We start from the raw sequence: 25,021 nt of genomic DNA on the forward strand, positions 1-25,021 counted from the left end.
AAGACCCGCGCCGAAGGCATCGGCGAAGCCACGCGCGCCGGCCAGATCTTCAAGTTCTTCGCCGGCGAATGCCTGCGCCTGTCGGGCGAGGTGCTGCCCTCGGTGCGGCCCAACATCGGCGTGGAGATCACGCGCGAGCCGGTCGGCGTGGTCGGCCTCATCACGCCGTGGAACTTCCCCATCGCCATCCCGGCCTGGAAGATCGCGCCYGCGCTCGCWTTCGGCAACTGCGTGGTCCTGAAGCCTGCCGACCTCGTGCCKGGCTGCGCCTGGGCGCTGGCCGAAATCATCAGCCGCTCGRGCATCCCGGCCGGCGTGTTCAACCTCGTGATGGGCCGCGGCAGCGTGATCGGCAACGCGCTGGTCAACCAYCCCGGCATCCATGCSATCAGCTTCACSGGCTCGGTCGGCGTGGGCCGCAACATCGCCGTGCAGTGCGTCACCAACCACAAGAAGGTGCAGCTCGAAATGGGCGGCAAGAACCCGCAGGTGATCCTGGAYGAYGCCGACCTCGCGCAGGCCGTGGAGCTCAGCGTGCAGAGCGCCTTCTACTCGACCGGCCAGCGCTGCACCGCGTCGAGCCGCCTCATCGTGACCGAAGGCNGCCGACCTCGCGCAGGCCGTGGAGCTCAGCGTGCAGAGCGCCTTCTACTCGACCGGCCAGCGCTGCACCGCGTCGAGCCGCCTCATCGTGACCGAAGGCATCTACCCCAAGTTCATCGAGGCGATGAAGGCGCGCATGGCCAAGATCAAGGTCGGCGATGCGCTCGCGCAGGGCACCGACATCGGCCCCGTCTCGTCCAAGTCGCAGCTCGACCAGGACATGGAGTACGTCGCCATCGGCAAGGGCGAAGGCGCCACGCTGGCGGCCGGCGGCGAGCTGCTGAAGCTCGACACCGACGGCTACTACATGTCGCCCGCGCTCTTCAGCGAATCGGCCGCCGCGATGCGCATCAACAAGGAAGAGATCTTCGGGCCGRTCGCAAGCGTGATCCGCGTGAAGAACTACGAMGAGGCGCTGGCCACGGCCAACGACACCGAGTTCGGCCTYTCGGCGGGCATYGCGACCACGAGCCTGAAGTACGCCACGCACTTCAAGCGCCACAGCCAGGCCGGCATGGTGATGGTCAACCTGCCGACGGCGGGGGTGGACTACCACGTGCCGTTCGGCGGCCGCAAGGGCTCGAGCTACGGTCCGCGCGAGCAGGGCAAGTAAACTACGAAGAGGCGCTGGCCACGGCCAACGACACCGAGTTCGGCCTTTCGGCGGGCATTGCGACCACGAGCCTGAAGTACGCCACGCACTTCAAGCGCCACAGCCAGGCCGGCATGGTGATGGTCAACCTGCCGACGGCGGGGGTGGACTACCACGTGCCGTTCGGCGGCCGCAAGGGCTCGAGCTACGGTCCGCGCGAGCAGGGCAAGTACGCGCAGGAGTTCTTCACCACTGTGAAGACGGCTTACACGCTGGCCTGATCCTTTCGTCGTGGGCGGCTCTGGGCACGCTGTTGTGTTCGGGGTGCGCTCACGCCGACGGGGTACTCTGCTCCGCGAATGTCCCCCGGCCTTCGGCCTCCTCCTTTATTTCGCTGCGCAGAGCACCCCGCCAGCGTGATCGATCAGAGCACTGGTTGATCAGCCAGCACAACGGCAGCGTCCATTGTGCGAAGGGCACCGGGTGGCTCCCGCAGCGAAATAAGGGAGGAGCCGAAGGCGGGGGACATTCGCGGAGGGAGCCACCCGGTGCCCTTCGCACACGCCCCGAAAGAAAACACCCCGAATTCAGGAAAGCAGCGAAGACGGCGGCACACGACGCCGCCGCCGCATCAGGTACTCCACGAGTTCGAACAGGCCCTCGCTCAGCAACGCCAGCGCAGCAGCCGGCAATGCGCCCGCAACGAGCAGCTCGCGGTCGTTGAGCGCCAGCCCCGTCACGATGCGCTCGCCAAAGCCACCCGCACCGATGAAGGCCGCGATGGTCGCCGTGCCGATGGCGATCGAGGTCGCGGTGCGCACGCCCGCCAGCAGCGTGGGCAGTGCCAGCGGCAGCAGCACCAGCCGAAGGCTCTGCGGCGGTGTCATGCCGAGTGCAGTGCCGGCCATCCGCAGGCCGTTGGGAACTTCGGCCAGGCCCGTCACCGTGTTGCGCATGATCGGCAGCAGCGAATAGAGCGTCAGCGCGATCAGCGCCGGCAGTGCGCCGATGGCGCCCAGCATCGAGATCAGCACCGCCAGCAGCGCCAGCGAAGGCACGGTCTGCAGCAGGCTCGCGAAACCCAGCACCACCGCGCGCAACCGAACGTGCGCAAACACCAGGATCGCCAGCGGCACGCCGATGAGAATCGCGACGCCGACCGACACCGCCACCAGCAGCAGATGCTGTCGCGCGAGCTTCCACAGGTCCGGCCCGAACAGCTTGGCCATGAAGCCGCGCCGCGCTTCCTGCGGCTGCGCCTTCGCGCCCTTGCCCGCGCTTGCGAGGAAGTCGCGCGCGATGGTGTCGAAGGGCACGCTCTGCAGCTCGGCCCGCGCATTCATCGCGATCATTGCGCGCTCGTCGACGCGGCCTTCGAGCGTCTTCAGCGCGGCCCAGGCCTGCGGCAGCCGCGTGGGCAGGTCGAGCTTGTAGAGCACCACCGCGTCGTAGCGCGGAAAGTACTTCCTGTCGTCTTCCAGCACGCGCAGGCCGAGGTGGTCGATCTTGGCGTCGGTGGTGTAGATGTCGATCACGTCGATCTGCTTCGCGGCCACCGCGTCGTAGGCCAGCCCGTGGTCGAGCCCGGTGGGCATCTGCGTGAAGCCGTAGCGTCCGGCCAGGCCCTTCCAGCCGTCCGCACGGCCGATGAATTCGTTCGACAGCCCGAACTTCAGTTCGGGGTGCTTCGCCAGGTCGCTCAGCGTGCGCAGGCCCAGCCGCTCGGCGTCGGCGGCGCGCACCGCGAGCGCATAGCCGTCGTTGAAGCCCAGCGGAATGGCCACGCCCAGGCCCATCGGCGCGAGCGCTGCGTTCATGGCCTCGCGCGTGTCCGCCGGCGTGCCCTTGAGGATTTCGAGCGCGATGGTGCCGGTGTATTCGGCGTACAGGTCGATGGCGCCCGAGCGCAGCGCCTCGTACACGATGGCCGTGTTGCCAAGGCCTTGCCGCACGACGGGCGCCGAGGCGGTGTGCGGCGCCGCCGTCTGCGCCAGCAGCTCGGCCAGGATGTACGACTCGGTGAAGCGCTTGGAGCCCACGCGCAGCGTCTCGTCCGCGGCTTGTGCGGGGGCGGGCGCGATGGCAAGCCATGCGAGGGCGTACAGCAGGGCGGCGCGCCAGAAGCTGCGGGGCAGATGCATCCGGGCCAGTGTATATAGACATCGTTCCGTTTGGCGTACCCGCCGCTCTCCTACACGCCGTGGTGCGTGGTGCCGATGGGGCGGGCCGCCGATCAGGCCCACAGTCGGTTGCCATGAAGACCCGCTCCACGAAGAACGAACTCCCCGGCCCCGACGTCCACGGCCTGCGCGAGCTGCCGGGTGTGCAGGTCGACGGTTACAGCCTGCAGCTGCGCGACAAGGACGGTTTTGTCGGCGACCAGGCCAGCCAGACGGCCTTTCGCGAACTGCTCGAACGCTGGCGCAAACGCCGCCGCAGGAAGGGAAAGGATCCGCTGGGCGGCTCGCATTCGCGCGACCTCGACAAGGGGGAACTCGACCGCGCGCTGCAGGAAAAGAAGGCCTCCGAAGCGTCCGACGTGATGCATGGCGCCATCGAGGAGTTCGCGCAGGAGCTGGCCCTGGTGATCCAGCGTTTCATGCGCCAGCCCTCGTGGCGGAAGGTGCAGCGCATCGTGGTCGGCGGCGGTTTTCCCGAGAGCGACGTGGGCGAGCGCGCCGTCCTGCAGACCGGCGCCATCCTCGAGGAGATGGGCCTGCACGTGCAGATCGGCCGCCTCTCGCACGACGTGGACGACGGCGGGCTGATCGGCTGGGCGCACCTTGTGCCGCGCGCCATGCTGAAGAAGCACGACGCGATCCTCGCGGTGGACATCGGCGGCACCAACGTGCGCTGCGGCATCGTGAAGACGCGCCACCGCAAGGCGCGCGACTTCTCGCTCGCGAAGGTGGTGCGGCGCGAGAAGTGGCGCCATGCGGACGAAGGGCCTGACCGCGGCGGCATGATCGAGCACATCGCCGACATGCTGGAAGACATGGTGCGCTACAGCGAGCGCAGGAAGATCCGGCTCGCGCCCTTCGTCGGCATTGGCTGTCCGGGCCTGATCCGGCCGGACGGCTTCATAGCGCGCGGCGCGCAGAACCTGCCCGGCGACTGGGACAGCCACGCCTTCCACCTGCCCAGCCAGCTGTGGCAGCGCATGCCGATGATGGGCTCGGGCCCGACGCTGGCGCTGATGCACAACGACGCGGTGGTGCAGGGCCTGAGCGAACTGCCTTTCATGCGCGACGTGCGGCACTGGGGCGTGCTGACCATCGGCACGGGGCTGGGCAACGCGAGCTTCACGAACCGGCTTTGAGGCCGGGGCTGCATTACCGGTGTTCGGTCTGCGGGCCTTCCAGCACCAGCGTGCCACCACCCAATGCCTTGTAGACCGCCACCAGCCCGACCGCGAGCCGGCTTGCGCTCTGCGCCCGGTCGCGTTGCGCCTGCAGCAGCGTGCGGCGCGCATCGAGTTCGACGCCGAAGTCGGTGAGTCCGCCCGCGTGGCGCGCATGTGCCAGCACCAGCGCGTCGCGGCTGCGGCGCTCGCGCTCGGCCAGTTCGGTCTGCCGCTGCCGCTCGGCGGCGTAGGCGGTGAGCGCCGAGTCGATCTCGTGCCAGGCCTTGAGCACGGTCTGCTGAAAGGCCATGGCCGCTTCCTGCTGCTGCAGCTCGCGCAGCTCCACGGTGCCGCGGCGGCGTCCGTTGTCGAAGATCGGCAGGCTGATCGACGGGCCCACGTGCCACTGCCGGCTGCCCCATCCGCCGAAACGTTCGCTGCCTACCGATTCGTAGCCGAAGCCGGCGCCCAGCGTCACGCGCGGATAGAGGTCGGCCACGGCCACGCCGATGCGGGCCGTGGCCGCATGCAGCTGCGCCTCGGCGGCCGCGATGTCGGGGCGGCGGCGCGCGAGTTCGGCGGGCTGGCCCAGCGCGAGGGCGGGGAGCGCCGGGGCGTCGAGTGCGTCGCCGGTGGCGGTGTCGGCCAGTTCGGTGTTCAGCGAACCGGGCGCGGCACCGGCCAGCAGCGTGATGCGGTTCATCGCGTCGGCTTCCTGCTGCAGCAGCGCGGGAATGCGCGCGCGCAGTTCGGCCACCAGCGCGCGCTGGCGTACCGGGTCCAGGTCGGTGACGAGGCCGCCGTTGGCGCGCGCCTGCATCAGTTCGAGCGACTCGGCGGCTGCCGCGATGTCGGCGCGCGCGATGCGCAGTTCGCGCTGCGTGCCGCGCAGCTCGAAGTAGTTGCGCGCCAGCTCGGCCTGCACGCTGAGCCGGGCCTGCCGCAGCAGCGCTGACGAGGCGCTCGCGTCGGCATCGGCCGCCTCGATGGCCCGGCGCACGCGGCCCCACAGGTCGATCTCCCACGAGGCATCGAAGCCGGCCTGGTAGAGGTTGTAGGGCTCGCTGAGCGTGCGAATGAGCTGGTCGCGGTTGGAGACCGACGAGCCGAGCGCATCGATCATCCGCGTGGCGGCGCCGCTTTCGCTCTGGCGCTGCCGGGTGACGCCGGCGCTCGCATTCACCTGCGGCCCTTGCTGCGCCGCCGTGGTGGTGCGCTGCACGCGGCTTTGTGCGAAGCGCAAGGCGGCAGTCTGAAGGTCGGGGTTGCTTGCGAGCACCATGGCTTCGAGGCGGTCGAGCACCGGATCGTTGAAGGCCTTCCAGTCGCCGGATGCGATGCCGCCGGTGGGAGCGCCTTGCCGTTCCGCGCCCAGCAGCGCGGGCGAGCCGCCGTGCCAGGCAGTCCAGTCGGCGGGCGTGCGCACCTCGGCCGGCTTGTGGTCGGGCCCCACCGCGCAGCCGGCGAGCAACAGGGAGAAGGCGAACGCGGTCGCGGCGCGAGGAGCGGACAGAAGAGGCATGGCGTGCTCCCGGTTTCAGACAAGACGGTTGCGGAACAGCCAGGCCGCCAGCGGCAGCGTGATGGCGGCGATGACGGCCAGCGGAATCAGGTTGTGCCAGACCGTGCCCAGCCCCACGCCTTCGAGGTACACGCGCTGCACGAGATCGATGGCAAAGCGCAGCGGGTTGGCCAGCGTGGCCACCTGCAGCACATGCGGCATGTTGCGCACCGGCGTGGTCAGGCCCGACAGCAGCATCAGCGGCATCAGCAGCACGAAGGCGTAGAGCATGGCCTGCTGCATGTTGGCCGACACGGCCGAGATCGACAGGCCGATGCCCACGCTCGCGACCGTGAAGAACACCAGCCCCGTGTACAGCGTGAGCAGCGAGCCCGCCATCGGAATGCGGAACCAGAACAGCGCCACCAGCAGGATCAGCGACGACTGCACCAGCCCCACCAGCACCGGCGGCAGCCCCTTGCCGATCATGATCTCGAGCGGCGACATCGGCGTGACCAGCAGCTGGTCGAAGGTGCCTTGCTCGCGTTCGCGCGCCACCGACAGCGCGGTGAGCAGCAGCGTCTGCAGCATGCTGAGCGCAGCGATCATGCCGGGCAGCAGGTTCCAGCGCGTTTCAAGGTTCGGGTTGAACCATGCGCGCGATTCGATGACCAGCGGCGACGGCGGGGCGCCCGCGCGCGTGCGCAGTTCCGCGTTGTAGCGTTCGACCACCGCGCTCACGTAGCCCGCCGCCGAGCCCGCGGTGTTGGAGTTGCGCGCATCGAGAATCAGCTGGATCGTCGTGGTCTGCCCCGCGCTGAGCTGTTGCTCGAAGTTGGCGGGAATCTGGATGACGAGCAGCGCCTGCTCGGTGTCGATCACCTCGCGGATGTCGGCCTGCGAGCGCAGCGTGGCCACGCGGTGGAAGACGCCTGTGCTGTCCAGGTGCGCGATGAGTTCCGACGAGGCGCCGTTGCGGCTCTGGTCGAGCAGCGCGTACGGTACGTTGGTGAGGTCGTAGGTCGCGCCGTAGCCGAAGACCAGGCTCTGCAGCAGCGCCGGCGCGACCAGGATGGCGCGCGTGGCCGGGTCCTTGAGGATCGTCAGCAGCTCCTTGCGGCAGAGGTTGGCGATGCGCAGAAGGAAATCGATCATGGCGTCGGCCCTCAGTCGAGGCTCTTGCGCGTTACCGCGCGCGCCACCAGCAGCAGGCCCACCGCGTACGCCAGCAGGATCGCGCAGTTGCGCCAGATCAGCGGCCACACGTCACCGGCGAGGAACAGCGTCTTGATCAGGTCCATGAAATAGGTAGCCGGCAGCAGGTGCCCCACCACCCGAACGGCAGTGGGCACGTTGCGCAGATCGAACAGGAAGCCCGATAGCATCATCGAAGGCATGAAGGTCGCGATCAGCGCCACCTGGCTCGCGAGGAACTGATTGCGCGTGACCGACGAGATCACGAGGCCCAGGCTCACGGCCACGATCAGGTACAGCATCGAGCTGAACACCACCACCAGCAGCGAGCCGTATATGGGCACGGCGAACAGGTAGCGCGCGGAGAGCAGGCACAGCGTGAGGCCCAGCATGCCGACCGCGAAGTACGGAATGATCTTGGCCAGCAGGATCTCGACCGGCCGCACCGGTGTGACGAACAGTGCCTCCAGAGTGCCGCGCTCCCATTCGCGCGCCATCACCAGCGCGGTGAGGAAGGCGCCGACCAGCGTCATGATGAGCACGATCAAGCCCGGCACCAGATACCAGGTGCTGGTGTTCGCGGCGTTGAACCACATGCGCTGCTCGACGGCGACGCTGCCTGCGGGTGGGGCGCCGGCAGCGTTGCCGTTGCGGTCCGCCTGCCGCACGCCCGCTTGCGCGAGGGCGCCGCTCACATAGGCCTTGATGATGCTCGCGCGCCCGGCGTCCGAGCCGTGCACGATGAGCTGTACGCGTGCATTGCCGGCAGCGAGCGCGCGCGAGAAATCGGCCGGCACGCGCACGATGCCGTCGACCTTGCGCTCCTGCATCAACGCTTCGGCCTCGTGCATCGAGCCCAGCAGCACCGGCGCGATGGTGGGCGAGAGCTGCAGCCCGGCCATGGCCTCGTGCGCGGTCGGCGAGGCGTCTTCCATGACCACCGCCACGGGCGCGTTCTTCACGTCGAGCGACATGCCGTAGCCGAAGATCAGGATCAGCACCATCGGCAGCAGGATGCCGATGGCGAGGTTGCTGCGGTCGCGCAGCAGCTGGCGGAACTCCTTGCGCGTGAGGGAGACCAGGCGGGACCGGAAGCCGTTCATGCCGCCACCTCTTCCGTGCTCTTGTGCCGCGCCTTCTCGACGATGCCGATGAAGGCCTGTTCCATGTCGATGCGTCTCTCGCCGTCTTCCTCGCCCAGCGCCTGCGCGCGCACCTCCTGCGGCGTGCCGATGGCCAGCACCTTGCCTGCGTCCTGGATCACGATGCGGTCGCAGTACTCCGCCTCTTCCATGAAGTGCGTGGTGATGACGACCGTGGTGCCGCCTTCGGACAGCGCCGTGATGCGGCGCCAGAACTCGCGGCGCGCGAGCGGGTCGGCGCCGCTGGTGGGCTCGTCGAGGAACAGGATCTCGGGCTCGTGCAGCAAGCCGGTGGCCATCGCCAGGCGCTGCCTGTAGCCGCCGGCCAATTGGCCGCTGGGCGTGTCGAGTGCCTGGGCAAGGTCGAACTGGTGCAGCACCGTGTTCATGCGCTCGCGCAGCTTCGCGCCGCGCAGGCCGTAGGCGCCCCCGAAGAACGAGAGGTTCTCGTGGACCGTGAGGTTGCCGTAGAGCGCGAACTTCTGCGAGACGTAGCCGATGCGCTGGCGTGCCTGTGCGCGCGCATGCCGCAGGTCGACGCCGGCCACGCGCAACTGGCCGCCGCTGGCGGGCAGCAGGCCGCAGAGCATGCGGAAGGTGGTGGTCTTGCCCGCGCCGTTGGGGCCGAGCAGGCCGAAGATTTCGCCGCGCCGCACCGAGAAGCTGGTGTTGGCCACGGCGACGAAATCACCGAAGCGACGCACGAGGTCCTTGACCTCGATGACCACCTCGCCGGGTTTGCCGTCGGGCGTCGCCATGGCCGCTGGCGGAATGGTGTCGCTGGCGGGCGATGGCTGCGTGCGCAGCAGCATCATGAAGCCGTCTTCGAGGCGCGGCGCGACGGGCTCGCTGTGCGCGCCGTCGAGCAATGCGTCGAGCCGCGGGCCGTCTGCTTTCTCGCGGCGGATGAAGCGCACCTCGCCGCCCTGCGGCACCGCATCGACGATGTCCTGCCGCGCGTCGAGCAGGCGGGCCTGAAGCAATCGCGGCGGCTCGCTGTCGGGCGGCGTTGCGACAAAGCAGAGGCCGCGCGCCCGGTCGCGCAGTTCGCCGGGCGCGCCCTGCACCAGCAGCTTGCCGCCGCGCAGCACGAACACATGGCTGCAGCGCTCGGCCTCGTCGAGGTAGGCGGTGCTGACGATGACCGAGAGCTTTTCGTCGTCGACCAGCTGCTGCACGATCTCCCACAGCTCGCGGCGCGAGAGCGGGTCCACGCCCACGGTCGGCTCGTCGAGCAGCAGCAGGTCGGGCGAGCGCACCAGCGTGCAGGCCAGCCCGAGCTTCTGCTTCATGCCGCCCGAGAGCTTGCCGGCGGGGCGGCTGGTGAAGCGGCCGAGGTCGGTCATTTCCATCAGCCGTGCGTAGCGCTCGCGCCGCTGCGCGCGCGGCACGCCGTGCAGGTCGGCGTAGAGGTCGAGGTTTTCCTGCACGCTGAGGTCGTCGTAGAGGCCGAAGCGCTGCGGCATGTAGCTGATGCGGTCCTGCACCGCCTGCGGGTCGGCCGACACGTCGATGCCGAGCACGCGCAGCTCGCCCTGGTCGGCGCGCATCAGGCCGGCCATGAGGCGCAGCAGCGTGGTCTTGCCTGCGCCGTCGGGACCGACCAGCGCGGTGAGCGTGCCGGCGGGTACTTCGAGCGACACGTCGTCGAGCGCGTGCACGGTCGCGGCCGGCGCCTTCGGCACGAAGCGCTTGTGCAGCGAGCGCCCGGCCACGGCTTGCATTCAACATCCCTCCGTGCGGGAGGTCTTGCTCCTTCCCCCGCTGGGGGAAGGCTGGGATGGGGGCGGGCAGAGCGCTCGATGGGTACGCCGTCTGCCCGCACCCCAGCCCTCCCCCAGAGGGGGAGGAAGCAATGCAGGAAGAAGGACGGTCATTCAGGGCCTGCCCGTCGAAGCCAGCTGCAGCCGCACCGTGGCCGGCATGCCGAGCCGCAGCCGGTCCTCCTTGTCGTCGACCATCACGCGGATCTCGTAGACGAGGCTGCTGCGCAGCTCCTCCGTCTGCACCGTCTTGGGCGTGAACTCGGCCACCGACGAGATGTAGCCGACCTTGCCCGCGATGGCCTCGCCGGGCTGGCTGTCGGTGCTCACGCGGGCCTCCTGCCCGGCGCGCACGCGGCCGAGGTCGGGTTCGGCCACATAGGCGCGCACCCACTTGGGATCGGTGATGGCGAGCGTGAAGGCCGGGCGCTGCGGCGAGGCCATGTCGCCCGGTTCGAGCAGGCGGGCGCGCACGACGGCATCGATGGGCGCCTTGAGCTCGGCTTCCGCGAGCTGGTGGTTCATGAGCGCGAGTTCCGCGCGGGCCGATTCGAGCTGGGCCTGCGCCTGCCCGATGTCTTCCCTGCGCGGCCCGGTGACGACCAGCTGCTGCGCCTTGCGCGCGTTGTCGAGCTGCGCCAGCGCCACCTTGCGCCTGGCCTGCGCGCTGTCGAGGTCCTGCTGGCTCACCGCCCGGCCGGCCGTGGTGGCGCCGATGGCCTGCAGGCGCGCGAGCTGCTGCTGCGCCAGTTCGGCATCGGCTTGCGCGGCGGCCACCTGGGCGCCGGCCTGCGCCACTTCCTCGGGGCGGCTGCCGGTCTTCAGGCGCAGCAGGGCCTGCTCCTGCACGCCGATGCGCGCCTGCGACTGCGCCGCGCGCAGCACCAGCGAGCGGGTGTCGAGCCGGCCCAGCACCTGCCCGGTGCGCACGCGGTCGCCTTCGCGCACCGTCAGCTCGGCCACGCGCTCGTTGCCGTTGAAGGCCAGCGAGACCTGGCGCACGTCGACGTTGCCGTACAGAACGAGCTGATCGGAGGGGGCGGCCGAGCGGTGCGCGTACCACCAGCCGCCCGCTGCCGCGATGACTGCCACGGCGGCGATGGCGATGAGGGGTTTCCTGTTCATGGCGTGTGTCCTGACGAGGCTGCTGCTGTCCCGGGGCCCTGCGTGATGTTATCAAATTGAAATTTGAATTTGAAGTATTTTTTCGTTTGGGTTAGCCTCGGGGCATGGCAACCCGCACTCCGCGCACCGACGGCAACACCACGCGCCTGCACATCCTCGAGACCGCTGGGCGGCTGTTCGCGGCGCAGGGTTTCGCGCAGAGCACCAGCAAGGAAATCTGCACCCGCGCGGGCACCAACATGGCCGCGATCAACTATCACTTCGGCGGCCGCGACGGGCTCTACGAGGCGGTGCTGATCGAGGCGCACCGGCAACTGGTGAGCCTCGACGAGCTGATGGCGCTGTCCATGGAATCCACCGATGCGCGGCTCAAGCTGCGCGCCTTCCTCACGCACATGGTCGAGATGAGCGCGCAGCCGAAGGCGCCGTGGGGCTTCCGGGTGGTGCTGCGCGAGGCGCTGTCGCCGTCGCCGGCCATGCCGGCGATGATCCAGCGGGCGGTGCTGCCCAAGGCCAAGCTGCTGCGCGGCATCATCGGCGAGATCATGGGCTTGCCCGGCGACCATCCCTCGGTGCAGCGCAGCCTGCTGCTCGCGGTGCTGCCGTGCCTGGTGATGACGGTGGCGCCCAAGGACCTGAGCAGCAAGGTGCTGCCGGCCCTGAAAGACACGCAGGCGCTGGCGGACGACCTGATGCGCTACGTGCTCGCCGGGCTCGACGCCGTGGCGAAGGAAGCCAGGGCGGCCGAACCGACTACAGCTGGAAAGCGACGGTAAGCAGCAGCCCCTCGGCCACGTCGCGCAGCAGCCCCGGTCGCCGCGCGCGGTAGGGTTCGCCGGCCGAGGCGGTGGTCTCGATCCACTCGGCCAGCCAGTCAATGTTGTCCTGGCCGTAGAACACCACGGCGGCCTCGTGGTTCAGCAGCAGGCTGCGCAGGTCGAGGTTGATCGAGCCGCAGATGGCGAGTTCGTCGTCCACCACCACGGCCTTGGCATGCGCCATGAACGGCAGCATGCAAAAGCTCACGCCTGCGCGCGCCAGGTCGCGCATGGCGCGTGCGCGCACGAAGTCGGCCAGGCGGTGGTTCGACTTCGCCGGCATCGCGATGGTCACCTGCACGCCGCGCCGCGCGGCCAGCCGCAGAGCGTCGCGCAGGCCGTCGCCGGGCACGAAGTAGGGCGTGATCGCGAGGATGCGGTGCTCGGCGCGGAAGCACGCGTCGATCAGCAAGGCGTGCGCCGTGTCTTCGGTCTGGTCGGGGCCGCTCGGCAGGAACTGGGCCATGGCCGTGCCCGGGCCCTCGGCAACGTCGTCGCACGTGATGGCGCGGGCCTTGCGGCTGCGCACCGAGGTCCAGTCGTGGTCGAACTGGCGCGCCGCCGCTGCGGCTACGCTGCCGCGCAGGTCGAACGACAGGTCGTGCCAGGCCTCGGGATGCTTGTCGCTGCCGGTGAAGTATTCGCCCGCGAGGTTGCGCCCGCCCGACCAGAGCCAGCTGTCGTCGGCGATGGTGAACTTGCGGTGGTTGCGCAGGTTGCGCGGCCCGATGCGGCGCAGGCTGAAGAAGGGGCGGAACACCGCCACCTCGCCGCCCGCCGCCCGCAACCGGTCGAAGTGATGGCGCGGCAGCGACAGCGCGCCGAAGCCGTCGAGCAGCACCCGCACCTTGAGCCCGTCGCGCGCCCGCCTGGCGAGCCGCTCGATCACCGCATGGCCGAGGGGGTCGTCGCCGATGATGAAGGTGCACACGTCGATGCGCTCGCGCGCGCCGTCGATCACCTGCCACAGCGCCTCGCGCGCGGCCTCGCCGTCGGCGTGCATGCGGATCGCGCAGCGCCCCGGCGGCGCGAGGCCGAAGCTCTCGATCAGGTCGGCCGCCCAATGGCCCGGCGGCACCGAGCGCGGCGGCCGCGGCGAGCCAGCGGGACGCAGCTTGCGCTGGCCGAACAGCAGGTACATCGGCAGGATGAGGTAGGGCATCAACACCAGCCCCATGACCCAGGCGATGGCCGTGGTGGGTGCGCGCTGCTCGCGGCGCGCGCGCGTGGTCAGGACGTAGACCAGCAATGCGAAAGTGACGACGAGGAAATGCTGCGAAGGAGAGGGCAGCCAGTCGAACCTTGTGATCGGCATGGAGCGATGATGCCTCGGAGCCTTGGCCCGGCCTTCAGCGTTGAAGGAAGGCCGGCACGCCGCGCCCCTGCGAGGCCAGGAACCGCATCATCGGGTCGACTACCGCGCGCACCGCGGGGCGGTCGCCCACGCGTTTGCGCCAGGCCAGCAGGCGCGGCGTGGCGTCGGTCATGCCGGCGCCTTTGCGGTCGGCGAACACGCAGGCCATGTAGAAGGCGATGTCGGCAAAGGAGTAGGGGCCGGCCAGGTACTCGCGCGTGGCGAGCAGGCCTTCCATCTCGTCGTAGAAGCGCGCGCAGCCGGCGCAGGCTGCGATCGCCGGGGCACTCTGCATGGCCTCCTGCAGGCCGAAGAGCTTGATGACGTTAGGAAAGAAGACCTCGTCGGACTTCTGTTCCAGCTGCCGCGCGCGAGCCCGGTCGGCAATGCCTTCGGGCCACAGCGCCGGGCTGGGATAACGATCTTCCAGGTATTCGAAGATCTGCGTCGAGTCGAAGAGCGAAACCTCGTCGTCGACCAGCACCGGTACCTGCTGCTTGACGGGGTTGACCCGAAGCACCTCGGGGTGCTTGGGCTCGTAGGCGTCGCCCTCGATGAAGGGCACCATGACCAGTTCGAAGGCAAGGCCTTTTTCGCGCGCCGCGATCTCGACCTTGGCGCCGAACATGCTGAGGGGGCCGGAGTAGATGTGAATCGTCATGGGCCCCGACTTCAACAGAAATGGCGCTTCAGGTCGAGCCCCAGACTTCCTGTGCCGTCTCCACCACGAGGCGCAGCTTGGCGCGCTGCGCTTCCACCGCGATGTTGTTGCCGTGCACCGTACTGGAGAAGCCGCACTGCGGCGACAGTGCGAGCTGTTCGAGCGGGGCGTACTTGGCGGCATCTTCGATCCGGCGCTTGAGCTCGTCCTTGTCCTCCATCTCGCCGAACTTGGTGGTCACGAGGCCGAGCACCACGGTCTTGCCCTTGGGCAGGTAGCGCAGCGGCTTGAAGTCGCCCGAGCGGGCGTCGTCGTATTCCATGAAGTAGGCGTCGAGATCCATCTCTTTCAGCAGCGCCTCGGCCACGGGCTCGTAGTTGCCGGCCGCGGCGTGCGTGCTCTTGAAGTTGCCGCGGCACAGGTGCATGGCCAGCAGCATGCCCGGCGGCTTCTGTGCGACCACCTTGTTGATGAAGGCCGCGTAGCGATGCGGCAGCTCGTTCGGGTCGTCGCCGCGCTTGCGGGCGGCTTCGCGCATGTGCTCGTCGCACAGGTAGGCGAGGTTGGTGTCATCCATCTGCACGTAGGTGCAGCCGGCGTCGGCCAGCGAGCGCAGCTCGTCGCCGTAGGCGTTGGCCACGTCGTCGTAGAACACCGGGTCGAGCTCGGGATAGTGTTCCTTGCTGATGCCGGCGCGGCCGCCGCGGAAGTGCAGCATGGTCGGCGAGGGGATCGTCACCTTCGGCGTGCGGCCTGCCGACAGCTGGCTCTTGAGGTACTGGAAGTCGGCGAGCTGGATGTCCTTGACGTGGCGCACCTTGTCGATCACGCGCATCGCCGGCGGCGCCAGTTCCTCGGTGCCGTCGGGCTTGCGGATGGTGACCGGAATGTCGGTCTTCACGCCGCCGAGCTGGTCGAGGAAATCGATGTGAAAGTAGGTGCGGCGGAACTCGCCGTCGGTGATGCTCTTCAGGCCGATGTCTTCCTGGAAGCGGACGATCTCGGTGATGGCCTTGTCTTCGACCAGGCGAAGCTGCTCGGGCGTGATCTCGCCCTTGGCCTTCTGCTCGCGCGCTTCGAGCAGGTACTTGGGGCGCAGGAAACTGCCCACGTGGTCGTAGCGGGCGGGCAAGGCGGCGTGCTGTGACATGGATGACTCCGTCGTGATGGGGGAACGAGCGGAACATCGTATCGCCTTCGAACATCGGCGGCTTCAATCAAACGACTCGGCCCGGCTCCGCTTACTGCGCCGACGGCAGACGCGCACGCAGGCAGAAGCTGCCGTGCGCGATGATCGCGCGGTTCATCTGGTTATCGCGCAACAAAGAATCCCGTCGGAGGCCGCTAGGTGATTGCCAGCTGCGCCGGGTGTTGCAAAGTGTTGAAAATAGCCCGGGTCCGCGTTCCGCCCCTCAAAGGAAAAACCATGCAAAGACGCCATCTCATCCAGACCGCCGCCCTGTCGGCGCTAGCGCTTTCAATGTCGCTGGCCAGCGCCCAGGACAACAAGTTCAAGATCGGCCTGATCCTGCCGATGACGGGCCAGTCGGCTTCCACCGGCCGCCAGATCGAAGCCGCCGCGCGCCTCTACATGGCCCAGAACGGCGACACCGTGGCCGGCAAGAAGGTCGAGCTGATCATCAAGGACGACACCGGCCTGCCCGACGTCACCAAGCGCCTGGCGCAGGAACTGGTGGTGAACGACAAGGTCAATGTGCTGGCCGGCTTCGGCCTCACGCCGCTGGCGCTGGCCGTGGCACCGATCGCCACGCAGTCGAAGACGCCTGAAGTGGTGATGGCCGCCGCCACGTCGAGCATCACCGAAGCCTCGCCCTACATCATCCGTTCGAGCTTCACGCTGCCGCAGGTGTCGGTGGCCATGGGCGACTGGGCGCCAAAGAACGGCGTGAAGACAGTCGTCACGCTGGTGGCCGACTACGGTCCCGGCAACGACGCCGAGAAGTTCTTCAGCGAGCGCTTCCAGCTCAACGGCGGCAAGGTGATCGAGAAGCTGCGCGTGCCGCTGCGCAACCCCGACTTCGCGCCGTTCCTGCAGAAGGTGCGCGACGCCAAGCCCGACGCGCTGTTCGTCTTCGTGCCCTCGGGCGCGGGCGCGGCAGTGATGAAGCAGTTCCTCGAGCGCGGCATGGACAAGGCCGGCATCAAGATGATCGCCACCGGCGACGTGACGGACGACGACCAGCTCAACGACATGGGCGACGGCGCGCTGGGCGTGGTCACCTCGCACCACTACTCGGCCGCGCACCCCTCGGCGATGAACAAGAAGTTCGTCGAGGCCTTCCAGAAGGCCAACCCCAAGATGCGCCCCAACTTCATGGCCGTGGGCGGCTATGACGGCATGCGCGTGATCTACGAAGCGCTCAAGACCACCAAGGGCCAGGGCGGCGGCGAAGCGCTGCTGGCGGCCATGAAGGGCCAGGTCTTCGAGAGCCCGCGCGGCCCGGTGCTGATCGATGCGCAGACGCGCGACATCGTGCAGGACGTGTACCTGCGCAAGGTCGAGAAGAAGGACGGACAGCTCTACAACGTCGAGTTCGACGTGATCAAGGGCGTGAAGGATCCGGGCAAAGCTAAATAATGCTCGCCCCCAGGCTGCGCGCACTTCGTGTCGCTTCGCCTTCCCCCTACCGGGGGCAACACCTGCGGCCCGGCGAAGCCGGTTCCGCGGTGTTTCCCGAACGGGCCGCTTTTGTGCAGCACGCTGATAGATAGCTGACATGTTGACCATTCTTTTCGACGGCATCGCCTACGGCATGCTGCTTTTCGTGCTCGCCGTCGGCCTGGCCGTGACGCTCGGGTTGATGAACTTCATCAACCTCGCGCACGGCGCCTTCGCCATGGCGGGCGGGTACCTCACGGTGTTCGCGATGCAGAAGCTGGGCATGCCGTTCCTGGCCTGCCTGCCGTTCGCGTTCATCGTCGTCGCGTTGGCCGGGGCATTGCTCGAACGCACGCTCTATCGGCCGATGTACGGCAAGCCGCACCTCGACCAGGTGCTCTTTTCCATCGGCCTCGCCTTCATGGCCGTGGCGGCCATCGACTACTTCGTGGGATCGTCGCAGCAGAACGTGCAGCTGCCCGAGTGGCTGCGCGGCCGTACCGAAATCGGCGACGGCGCGCTGCTGATGGGCATGGGGCACTACCGGCTCTTCATCATCGGCGTGTGCGCAGTGCTCACGGTGGTGCTGCAGCTCATCCTCTCGAAGACGCGTTTCGGCAGCCGGCTGCGCGCCGCGGTCGACGATCCGCGCGTGGCGGCGGGGCTGGGCATCAACGTGAACATCGTGTTCCTGCTGACCTTCGCCGTGGGCTCCGGGCTCGCGGGGCTGGGCGGTGCGCTGGGCGCCGAGATCCTCGGGCTCGACCCGACCTTTCCGCTCAAGTACATGATCTATTTCCTGATCGTGGTGTCGGTCGGCGGCACCTCGTCGATCACCGGGCCGCTCGCGGCGGCGCTGCTATTGGGCATTGCCGACGTGGCGGGCAAGTACTTCATTCCGAAGATGGGTGCGTTCACCGTCTACCTGCTGATGATCCTCATATTGATGTGGCGGCCCCAAGGCCTGTTCACCCGCAAAGGGGGGCGCTGAATGAGCACGCCTTCTTCTGCGACCGATCTCCAGTCGGCCCTGCTGCGCAAGGCGCGCTGGCACCCGCTCGAGTTCGTTGTCTGGGCCGTGGCCTTCGCGCTGCCGCTCGTGATGCCTTCGCACTCGCTGCTGATCAACGAGATCGCCATCGTCGCGCTGTTTGCGATGTCGCTCGACCTGATCCTCGGCTACACCGGCATCGTGTCGCTGGGCCATGCCGCCTTCTTCGGCTTCGGCGCGTATGCGGCGGCGCTGTTCGCCAAGCTCGTGATGCCCGACCCGACCGTGGGGCTCGTGGTCGCCACTGTGCTCTCCGCGCTGCTGGGCCTCGTCGCCAGCGTGACGATCTTGCGCGGCAGCGACCTCACGCGCCTGATGGTCACGCTCGGCACCGCGCTGCTGCTGCTCGAACTCGCCAACAAGCTCGACTGGCTCACCGGCGGTGCCGACGGCCTGCAGGGCGTGGTGATGGGGCCGGTGCTCGGCCTGTTCGACTTCGACCTGTACGGCCGCACGGCCGCCTGGTATTCGCTGGCCGTGATGCTGCTGCTCTTCCTGCTGATGCGCCGGCTGGTGCATTCGCCGTTCGGCGCCACGCTCAAGGCCATTCGCGACAACCGGCTGCGCGCCATGGCCATCGGCATCCCGGTGGTGTCGCGCCTTGCGGTCATCTACACCGTGGCAGCCGGCATCGCCGGAGCCGCGGGCGCGCTGCTGGCGCAGACCACCGGCTTCGCCTCGCTCGACGTGCTGGCCTTCGACCGCTCGGCCGACGTGCTGCTGATGCTGGTCATCGGCGGCGTGGGCTGGCTCTATGGCGGCGTGGCGGGCGCGATCGTGTTCAAGCTGCTGCAGACCTGGCTGTCGGCCGTGACGCCGCAGTACTGGATGTTCTGGATCGGCCTGATCCTGGTGCTGCTGGTGCTGGTCGGGCGCGACCGGCTGCTGAAGCCCTGGACGTGGTACGGCGCCGGCAAGAAGAAGGGTGGAGCGGCATGAGCGACACCGTTCTTTCCACCCACGGCCTCGTGATGCGCTTCGGCGGCATCACGGCCACCAACAACGTGTCGATGGAGCTCAAGCGCGGCGCGCGCCATGCGCTGATCGGCCCCAACGGCGCGGGCAAGACCACGCTGATCAACCAGCTCACGGGCGTGCTCACGCCGACCGAAGGCCGCATCACGCTGCTCGGCGAAGACATCACGACGCTCGCGCCGCACAAGCGCGTGGCGCGCGGGCTGGTGCGCACGTTCCAGATCAACCAGTTGTTCGATTCGATGACGCCGCTCGAAACGCTGGCGCTCGTGGTATCGCAGCACCAGGGCATCGGCGCGCAATGGTGGCGCCCGCTGGGCGCCAGCAAGGCGATCGCCGAGCGCGCGGCGCAACTGCTCGAACAATTTCACCTGAGCGACGTGGCGCAGCAGCAGGTGAAGCACCTGGCCTACGGCAAGCGCCGCCTGCTGGAAATCGCCATCGCACTGGCCTGCGAGCCGCGCGTGCTGCTGCTCGACGAGCCGGTGGCGGGCGTGCCCGCCGGCGAGCGCGAAGAGCTGCTGCAGACCGTGGCCGCGCTGCCGGCCGACGTGTCGGTGCTGCTGATCGAGCACGACATGGACCTGGTGTTCAGTTTTGCCGACCGCATGACGGTGCTGGTCAACGGTACGCTGCTGACCGAAGGCGACCCCGAAACCATCGCCAACGATCCCAAGGTGAAAGAGGTCTATCTGGGCCACGGAGAAACCGCCCATGTCTGAGCTGCTGCGCATCGAGAACCTGAGTGCCGGCTACGGCGAGGCCGTGGTACTGCACGACGTGGCGTTCGCGCTCGGCGAAGGCCAGACGCTGGCGCTGCTGGGCCGCAACGGCACGGGCAAGACCACGCTGATCAACACGCTTGCCGGCGCCACGCGCCAGCATGGCGGCAGCATCACGCTGAGCGGACAGGCGCTGCACAAGCTCGCGCCGCATCAGCGCGCGGCGGCCGGCATCGGCTGGGTGCCACAGGAGCGCAACATCTTCAAGTCGCTCACGGTGCACGAGAACCTCACGGCCGTGGAACGGCCGGGCAAGTGGAATCCGCAGCGCGTCTACGAGATGTTCCCGCGCCTGGCCGAGCGCAAGACCAACCTCGGCACGCAGCTCTCGGGCGGCGAGCAGCAGATGCTGGCCGTGGGCCGCGCACTGGTGCTGAACCCCAAGCTGCTGCTGCTCGACGAGCCGCTCGAAGGGCTCGCGCCGATCATCGTGGAGGAGCTGCTGCGCGCCATCCGCCGCATCACGCAGGACGAGGGGCTGGCCGCGATCATCGTGGAGCAGCATCCGCAGGCGATCCTCGCGATTTCCGACGAGGCAGTGGTGTTGGACCACGGCACCATCGTGCACAAGGACAGCGCCGCGGCGCTGCGTACCCAGCCGCAGGTGCTGGACCGGCTGCTGGGCGTCGCGCGCTAGACGAGTTCCGCGAGGCGCGCCTTCCAGTCTTCGGCACGGCCCAGCCACGGGCCGATGTCGATGCGGCTGGCGCTGCCATCGGCCCGCGTCAGCACGAAGGTCGGAAAGCCCTGGCCGCCCGCGCGTTGCAGCAGCTGGCGGCTTTCAGCGATGTGCTGCGCGGTCGCTTCTCCCGCCAGGCGCTCGACGGCTGCAGCAAAGGCTTCGGCATCGAAACCGAGTTCTTCGGCCACCGCCTTCAGCACTTGCGCGTCGGCGATGCGTCGACCTTCGACATAGTGCGCACGCTGCAGGCGATGCACCATGTCCAGCCCGCCGCCTGAGCGCAGCGATTCGGCCGCGAGGATGGCGGTGATCGGCGGCTCGGAATCCATCACCGCGCCGGTGTCGCGCAGCAGTCCTTCGAAGTAGCCTTCGCCGAAGGGCTGGCCCGTCATCTCGGCGATGCGCCGGTCGTGCGGTATCACGTACTCGCGCCATTGCGGCGTGATCGCGCGGCGGTTTGTGCCGGTCATCATGCCGCCGCCGTGGAATTCGACCTGCAGGCCCGGCACGCCGCGCGCCGCGTCCACCAGCGGCGCGGCGGCGTAGCACCAGCCGCACAGCGGGTCGAAGATGTAGTGCAGGGTGGTGGTGTCGTTCACTGCGGCCATTTCATTTCTCCCTTGATGACCTTGGCGCCGAGTTCCAGCGACGAGGCGCCTTCCAGCTTCGGGTAGCGCTTCTTCATCGCGGCGATGAGCGCGCCCGAGTCCTTGGCCTTGGCGGCTTCGAGCTCGAAGGCCTTCAGGTAGTCGCGCGTGAACTTCACCGAGGCGAGCGAGTAGGGCGCGCTGCCGTTCGCGTTGGGCAGGTAGTGGCCGGGCACCACGGTCTTCGGGTGCAGGGCTTCGATGCGGCCCAGCGTCTTGATCCACTCCTGGCGCGACTCGAGCGTCTGCGTGTCGGCCACCCACACGTGGATGTTGGCCGCGACGGGGATGCCGCCGACCACCGCCTTCAGCGAGGGAATCCACGCGAAGCTGCGTTCAGGTGTGGGGCCGTCGAGGCCGACGACCTGGATCTTGCGGCCTTCGAGCGTGAAGCTGTCGCCGGCCAGCGGCTCGGGCACGACCAGCGCCTTGGGCGCGTTGTCCTTGAGGATCGGGCCCCAGTGCGCAAGCTTGCCATCCTTCGAGGCCTGGATCGCGGCCACGGTCTGCGGCGTGGCGACGATCTTCGCGTCGGGGAAGGCGGCCTGGATCACGTCGAGGCCGAAGTAGTAGTCGGGATCGCTGTGGCTGATGTAGACCGTGGTGAGCTTCTTGCCCGTGGCCTTGATCTTCTGCACCAGCGCCTCGGCGTCGTTGCGCTGGAACTGGGCGTCGATCAGCACGGCATCGGTCTGGCCGGTGACGATTTCCGAAGAGACCGGGAACATCGATTTCGTGCCGGGGTTGTAGACGTCGAGCTTGAGGGGCTGGGCGGCCTGGGCGGCAAGCGGGGCGAGGCTCAGCGTGGTGGCGAGGGCGGCGGCGGAGAGAAGGGCTCTGCGGAACATGGCGGCGATCTTTCTGAATGTGTGTCGTGAAGAGGTGATAGCGCTGAATGCCCCGAATGTTAGGTTGCGCGAATCGAAACAAAAACCTGATGATTCACAACGAATAGTTTCGGATTTCGGCCGAATGAGCTTCCAGGTCGTCAGTCCGTGGCGCACCGCTCGAGGTGCGCGACCAGCAGCTGCGCCGACGGCGACAGCGCCGCCTCGCCGCGAAAGCAGATCGCGAAACGCCGCCGCGCCCACGCGTCGGTAAGCGGCATCAGCCGCAGGCCGAAGGCATCGGTGAAGGGCCGCGCCACCTCCGCCGGCACCACGCTGATCGCCAGCCCGGCCCGCACCACCCGCAGTGCCGCGTCGAAGTTGGAGACCAGCACGCGGTACACCAGCGGCTTGCCCGCCACCGCCGCCTCGCGCGCCAGCATCAGCTGCACGGCACTGAGGGCTGGCATGCCGACGAATTCGTGGTCGAGCACCTGCTCGAAGCGCACGTGCTCGTGCCTTGCGACGGGATGCGAGGGGTGCGCGACGATGGCGAGGTGGTCGGAGCGGTAGTTGCGCCGTTCCAGGCCGTCGAGGTCGGCGGCGTCCCAGCAAAGGCCGATGGAGGCGCTGCCCTCGCGGATGCCGCGCACGATCTCGGGGCTCACGCGCTCTTCCATGTCGACGCGGATGTTGCGGTGGGCCGGGTCCTTCAGAAAGCCCGCCACGTCTTCCGCCAGCGATTCGGCCATGACCGACGCCGAGGCCAGGATGCGCACATGCCCGCGAGCGCCACCCGCATAGGCGGCCATGTCGCGCTCGATGCGGTTCACGCTGCTGAGCATCGCGCGGGCGTGCTCCAGCAGGGTTTCGCCGGCCGGCGTGGGCACCACGCCGCGGCGCTTGCGCAGCAGCAGCGGCGTACCCACCGCTTCTTCGAGCTGGGCTAGTCGCTTGCTGATGGCCGAGCCGACGATGCTGGCCTGCTCGCCGGCGCGCGCGATGCTGCGCGTTTCGCAGACGGCGACGAACAGGCGCAGGGTGGTGAGGTCGAGGTCTCTCATGGTGTTCCGCTTCGGAAGCAAATGGCTTCCAAAATATACCTTCTGGGTCGAATCGGAACTTCTAATATTCACGCCGTACCCTCACGACGGAGACAAAGTCTTGATTCACCCCTTCCTGCCGCCCCGCGCGGTCGTCCGCGAGGTGGGCCTGCGCGACGGCCTGCAGAGCATCGCCCGCGTGCTGTCCACCGAACGCAAGCTCGAATGGATCCGCGACGCGCATGCGGCCGGCCAGCGCGAGATCGAAGTCGGCTCCTTCGTGCCGGCGCATCTGCTGCCGCAACTGGCCGACACGGCCGAACTGCTGGCCTATGCGAAGACCTTGCCGGGCCTCTTCGCGTCGGTGCTGGTGCCCAACCTGAAGGGCGCGGAGCGTGCCATCGCGGGCGAGGCCGACCTGATGATCGTGCCGCTCTCGGCCAGCCACGCGCACAGCCTCGCCAACCTGCGCAAGACGCCCGACGAGGTGGTGGCCGAGGTGGGCCGCATCCGCGCCGCGCGCGATGCCGCGGGCTCGAAGACGCTCATCGACGGCGGCGTGGGCACGGCCTTCGGCTGCACGCTCCAGGGCCACGTCGACGCCGACGAAGTACTGCGGCTGATGCAGGCGCTGCTCGACGCGGGGGCCGACCGCGTGAGCCTTGCCGACACCGTCGGCTATGCCGATCCGGCGATGGTCCGCAGCCTGTTCGAGCGGGCGCTGCGCATCGCGGGCGACCGGCTGTGGTGCGGCCACTTCCATGACACGCGCGGCCTCGGGCTGGCCAATGTCTATGCCGCGCTGGAAGTCGGCGTGACGCGCTTCGACGCCTGCCTCGCCGGCATCGGCGGCTGCCCGCATGCACCCGGGGCCAGCGGCAACGTCGACACCGAAGACCTCGTCTTCATGCTCGAGAGCATGGGCGTCGCGACCGGCGTCGATCTGCCGAAGCTGCTCGAGCTGCGCAAGCGCGTGGCGGGCTGGCTCGAAGGCGAAACGCTGCAGGGCACGGTATGGCGCGCGGGCTTCCCGAAGACCTTCGCGGCCACGGCGGGGGTCACGGCATGAGCACGACCGGCACCCAGGAAAAGCGCCTGCCGCTCGCCGGCATCCGCGTGGTCGAGTTCACGCACATGGTCATGGGGCCGACCTGCGGCATGGTGCTCGCGGACCTGGGCGCGGAAGTCATCAAGGTCGAGCCGATCGAGGGCGACCGCACGCGGCACCTGCTGGGCGCGGGGGCCGGCTTCTTTCCCATGTTCAACCGCAACAAGAAGAGCATTGCGCTCGACCTCAAGAAGCCCGAGGGCATCGAGGCCGCGCTGCGCCTGTGTGCCACCGCCGACGTGGTGGCGCAGAACTTCAAGCCCGGCACCATGGACAAGTACGGCCTGGGCTATGCCGCGCTCGGCAAGCTCAACCCGCGCCTCGTGTACGTGAACCACACCGGCTTCCTGCCCGGCCCGTACGAGCACCGCACCGCACTCGACGAGGTGGTGCAGATGATGGGCGGCCTCGCCTACATGACCGGCCGCCCCGGCGATCCGCTGCGTGCCGGCACCAGCGTGAACGACATCATGGGCGGCATGTTCGGCGCCATCGGCGCCATCGCCGCGCTGATGCAGCGCGCCGAGACCGGCAAGGGGCAGGAGGTGCAGTCCGCGCTGTTCGAGAACAACGTGTTCCTGGTCGGCCAGCACATGCTGCAGTACGCCATCACGGGGCAGGCCGCCGCGCCGATGCCCGAGCGCATCTCGGCGTGGGCGCTGTACGACGTGTTCACCGTGAAGGACGGCGAGCAGATCTTCCTGGCCGCGGTGAGCGACGCGCAGTGGAAGACCTTCTGCGACGCGCTGGGCTTCGACGACCTGAAGGCCGACCCGGCCCTGCGCACCAACAACGACCGCGTGCGTTTGCGGCCCACGCTGCTGGCCGATCTGCGCCGTCGGCTGGCCGACCGGTCGGCCGCGGAGCTGTCGGCGATCTTCGAGGCGAAGGGCCTGCCGTTCGCGCCGATCACGCGGCCGGAGGACCTGTACGAAGACCCGCACCTGAAGGCCACCGGCGGGCTCGTGGACATCCGCCTGCCCGACGGCGAGCGTGCCGGCGAAACGGCGCAGACGACGCTGTTCCCGATCACGCTCGGCGGCGAGCGCCTCGGCGTGCGCCTGAATCCACCCACGCTCGGCGAGCACACGCGCGAACTGCTGGCCGAGCTGGGCTATGCACGCGAGCAGGTGGACGCCCTGCACGCCGATTCGGCGGTGGCCTGAGCCTGCGATCCTTTTCCCAAAACA

At 68.6% G+C, this 25,021-nt stretch carries 21 protein-coding genes and 3 pseudogenes; 12 read left to right on the top strand and 12 right to left on the bottom strand.

The window, feature by feature from the left end; translation table 11 throughout:
- The 3 genes and pseudogenes from ASD05_RS30635 to ASD05_RS29375 all read left to right on the top strand — a co-directional run.
- On the top strand, positions 1-603 hold a 603-nt coding region (locus tag ASD05_RS30635), incomplete at both ends, for an aldehyde dehydrogenase family protein (protein ID WP_268810524.1).
- Between the two features lies 1 nt (position 604).
- Positions 605-1,216 (top strand): annotated as a pseudogene (locus ASD05_RS30640) (aldehyde dehydrogenase family protein); the annotation flags it as partial.
- Positions 1,216-1,476, top strand: a pseudogene (locus ASD05_RS29375) (aldehyde dehydrogenase family protein); the annotation flags it as partial. The pseudogenes ASD05_RS30640 and ASD05_RS29375, both read left to right, overlap by 1 nt.
- Before the next feature lie 306 nt (positions 1,477-1,782).
- Here the strand turns inward: ASD05_RS29375 and ASD05_RS08100 are convergent.
- A complete protein-coding gene (locus ASD05_RS08100; RefSeq protein WP_056590114.1) occupies positions 1,783-3,336 on the bottom strand; it encodes a glycine betaine ABC transporter substrate-binding protein in 1,554 nt (517 codons plus the stop codon).
- 113 nt (positions 3,337-3,449) lie between these two features.
- Between ASD05_RS08100 and ASD05_RS08105 the strand changes: the two genes are divergently transcribed.
- Positions 3,450-4,514 (top strand): ROK family protein, encoded by a 1,065-nt coding sequence (locus tag ASD05_RS08105; RefSeq protein WP_056590116.1) that lies wholly within the window; start codon positions 3,450-3,452, stop codon positions 4,512-4,514.
- A gap of 13 nt (positions 4,515-4,527) precedes the next feature.
- On the opposite strand, the gene ASD05_RS08110 is transcribed toward ASD05_RS08105, so the two are convergent.
- From ASD05_RS08110 to ASD05_RS08130, 5 genes are all read right to left on the bottom strand, one after another.
- Positions 4,528-6,060, bottom strand: coding sequence for an efflux transporter outer membrane subunit (locus ASD05_RS08110; RefSeq protein ID WP_157610028.1), 1,533 nt, complete (start codon positions 6,058-6,060; stop codon positions 4,528-4,530).
- A gap of 15 nt (positions 6,061-6,075) precedes the next feature.
- Positions 6,076-7,194 carry an ABC transporter permease gene (locus ASD05_RS08115; RefSeq protein ID WP_056590119.1) on the bottom strand — a complete coding sequence of 373 codons (1,119 nt, stop codon included), beginning with the start codon at positions 7,192-7,194 and terminating at the stop codon, positions 6,076-6,078.
- Positions 7,195-7,205: 11 nt separating this feature from the next.
- Entirely contained in the window at positions 7,206-8,336 is a 1,131-nt protein-coding gene (locus tag ASD05_RS08120) for an ABC transporter permease (RefSeq protein ID WP_056590122.1), read from the bottom strand.
- Positions 8,333-10,099 carry an ATP-binding cassette domain-containing protein gene (locus tag ASD05_RS08125; protein ID WP_056590125.1) on the bottom strand — a complete coding sequence of 589 codons (1,767 nt, stop codon included), beginning with the start codon at positions 10,097-10,099 and terminating at the stop codon, positions 8,333-8,335. The genes ASD05_RS08120 and ASD05_RS08125 overlap by 4 nt, the downstream gene beginning before the upstream one ends.
- A gap of 153 nt (positions 10,100-10,252) precedes the next feature.
- A complete protein-coding gene (locus tag ASD05_RS08130) occupies positions 10,253-11,263 on the bottom strand; it encodes an HlyD family efflux transporter periplasmic adaptor subunit (protein WP_056590128.1) in 1,011 nt (336 codons plus the stop codon).
- 104 nt (positions 11,264-11,367) lie between these two features.
- Here ASD05_RS08130 and ASD05_RS08135 point away from each other — a divergent pair, with 104 nt between their 5' ends.
- Positions 11,368-12,039: a TetR/AcrR family transcriptional regulator gene (locus ASD05_RS08135; RefSeq protein ID WP_056590131.1), complete on the top strand. Its 672-nt coding sequence runs from the start codon at positions 11,368-11,370 to the stop codon at positions 12,037-12,039.
- Here the strand turns inward: ASD05_RS08135 and ASD05_RS08140 are convergent.
- Genes ASD05_RS08140 through ASD05_RS08150 form a run of 3 tightly spaced genes read right to left on the bottom strand, consistent with a single transcriptional unit; the run spans position 12,017 to position 15,246 of the window.
- Positions 12,017-13,396 carry a phospholipase D-like domain-containing protein gene (locus tag ASD05_RS08140; protein WP_056590134.1) on the bottom strand — a complete coding sequence of 460 codons (1,380 nt, stop codon included), beginning with the start codon at positions 13,394-13,396 and terminating at the stop codon, positions 12,017-12,019. The two genes, ASD05_RS08135 and ASD05_RS08140, sit on opposite strands and share 23 nt — an antisense overlap.
- A gap of 34 nt (positions 13,397-13,430) precedes the next feature.
- Positions 13,431-14,096: a glutathione S-transferase family protein gene (locus ASD05_RS08145; protein ID WP_056590137.1), complete on the bottom strand. Its 666-nt coding sequence runs from the start codon at positions 14,094-14,096 to the stop codon at positions 13,431-13,433.
- Positions 14,097-14,124: 28 nt separating this feature from the next.
- Complete coding sequence (locus tag ASD05_RS08150) at positions 14,125-15,246, bottom strand: 5-methyltetrahydropteroyltriglutamate--homocysteine S-methyltransferase (protein ID WP_056590139.1); 1,122 nt, start codon at positions 15,244-15,246, stop codon at positions 14,125-14,127.
- 276 nt (positions 15,247-15,522) lie between these two features.
- Here ASD05_RS08150 and ASD05_RS08155 point away from each other — a divergent pair, with 276 nt between their 5' ends.
- The 5 genes from ASD05_RS08155 to ASD05_RS08175 all read left to right on the top strand — a co-directional run bounded on the left by ASD05_RS08155 (position 15,523) and on the right by ASD05_RS08175 (position 20,161).
- The gene (locus ASD05_RS08155) at positions 15,523-16,695 is read left to right on the top strand and encodes an ABC transporter substrate-binding protein (RefSeq protein WP_056590142.1); all 1,173 of its coding nucleotides are present in this window, start codon (positions 15,523-15,525) and stop codon (positions 16,693-16,695) included.
- A gap of 139 nt (positions 16,696-16,834) precedes the next feature.
- A complete protein-coding gene (locus ASD05_RS08160; protein ID WP_056590145.1) occupies positions 16,835-17,707 on the top strand; it encodes a branched-chain amino acid ABC transporter permease in 873 nt (290 codons plus the stop codon).
- A complete protein-coding gene (locus ASD05_RS08165) occupies positions 17,708-18,706 on the top strand; it encodes a branched-chain amino acid ABC transporter permease (protein ID WP_056590149.1) in 999 nt (332 codons plus the stop codon).
- Complete coding sequence (locus ASD05_RS08170; protein WP_056590151.1) at positions 18,703-19,464, top strand: ABC transporter ATP-binding protein; 762 nt, start codon at positions 18,703-18,705, stop codon at positions 19,462-19,464. Before ASD05_RS08165 ends, ASD05_RS08170 begins: the two co-directional genes overlap by 4 nt.
- Positions 19,457-20,161, top strand: a complete 705-nt coding sequence (locus ASD05_RS08175; protein WP_056590154.1) for an ABC transporter ATP-binding protein — start codon at positions 19,457-19,459, stop codon at positions 20,159-20,161. Before ASD05_RS08170 ends, ASD05_RS08175 begins: the two co-directional genes overlap by 8 nt.
- On the opposite strand, the gene ASD05_RS08180 is transcribed toward ASD05_RS08175, so the two are convergent.
- The 3 genes and pseudogenes from ASD05_RS08180 to ASD05_RS08190 all read right to left on the bottom strand — a co-directional run bounded on the left by ASD05_RS08180 (position 20,158) and on the right by ASD05_RS08190 (position 22,744).
- The gene (locus tag ASD05_RS08180) at positions 20,158-20,814 is read right to left on the bottom strand and encodes a DsbA family protein (RefSeq protein ID WP_056590157.1); all 657 of its coding nucleotides are present in this window, start codon (positions 20,812-20,814) and stop codon (positions 20,158-20,160) included. The genes ASD05_RS08175 and ASD05_RS08180 overlap by 4 nt on opposite strands.
- A pseudogene (locus tag ASD05_RS08185) lies at positions 20,808-21,701 on the bottom strand (MBL fold metallo-hydrolase); the annotation flags it as partial. The pseudogene ASD05_RS08185 and the gene ASD05_RS08180, both read right to left, overlap by 7 nt.
- A 140-nt stretch (positions 21,702-21,841) precedes the next feature.
- A complete protein-coding gene (locus tag ASD05_RS08190) occupies positions 21,842-22,744 on the bottom strand; it encodes a LysR family transcriptional regulator (protein WP_056590163.1) in 903 nt (300 codons plus the stop codon).
- A 100-nt stretch (positions 22,745-22,844) separates the two neighbouring features.
- On the opposite strand from ASD05_RS08190, the gene ASD05_RS08195 reads away from it, so the two are divergent.
- Together ASD05_RS08195 and ASD05_RS08200 are read left to right on the top strand one after the other, a co-directional pair.
- Entirely contained in the window at positions 22,845-23,792 is a 948-nt protein-coding gene (locus ASD05_RS08195) for a hydroxymethylglutaryl-CoA lyase (protein ID WP_056590166.1), read from the top strand.
- Positions 23,789-24,997: a CaiB/BaiF CoA transferase family protein gene (locus ASD05_RS08200; RefSeq protein WP_056590169.1), complete on the top strand. Its 1,209-nt coding sequence runs from the start codon at positions 23,789-23,791 to the stop codon at positions 24,995-24,997. Before ASD05_RS08195 ends, ASD05_RS08200 begins: the two co-directional genes overlap by 4 nt.
- Positions 24,998-25,021: the final 24 nt, after the last annotated feature.

Origin of the sequence: Variovorax sp. Root434, from assembly GCF_001426595.1 — a bacterium.
Taxonomy (GTDB): domain Bacteria; phylum Pseudomonadota; class Gammaproteobacteria; order Burkholderiales; family Burkholderiaceae_C; genus Variovorax.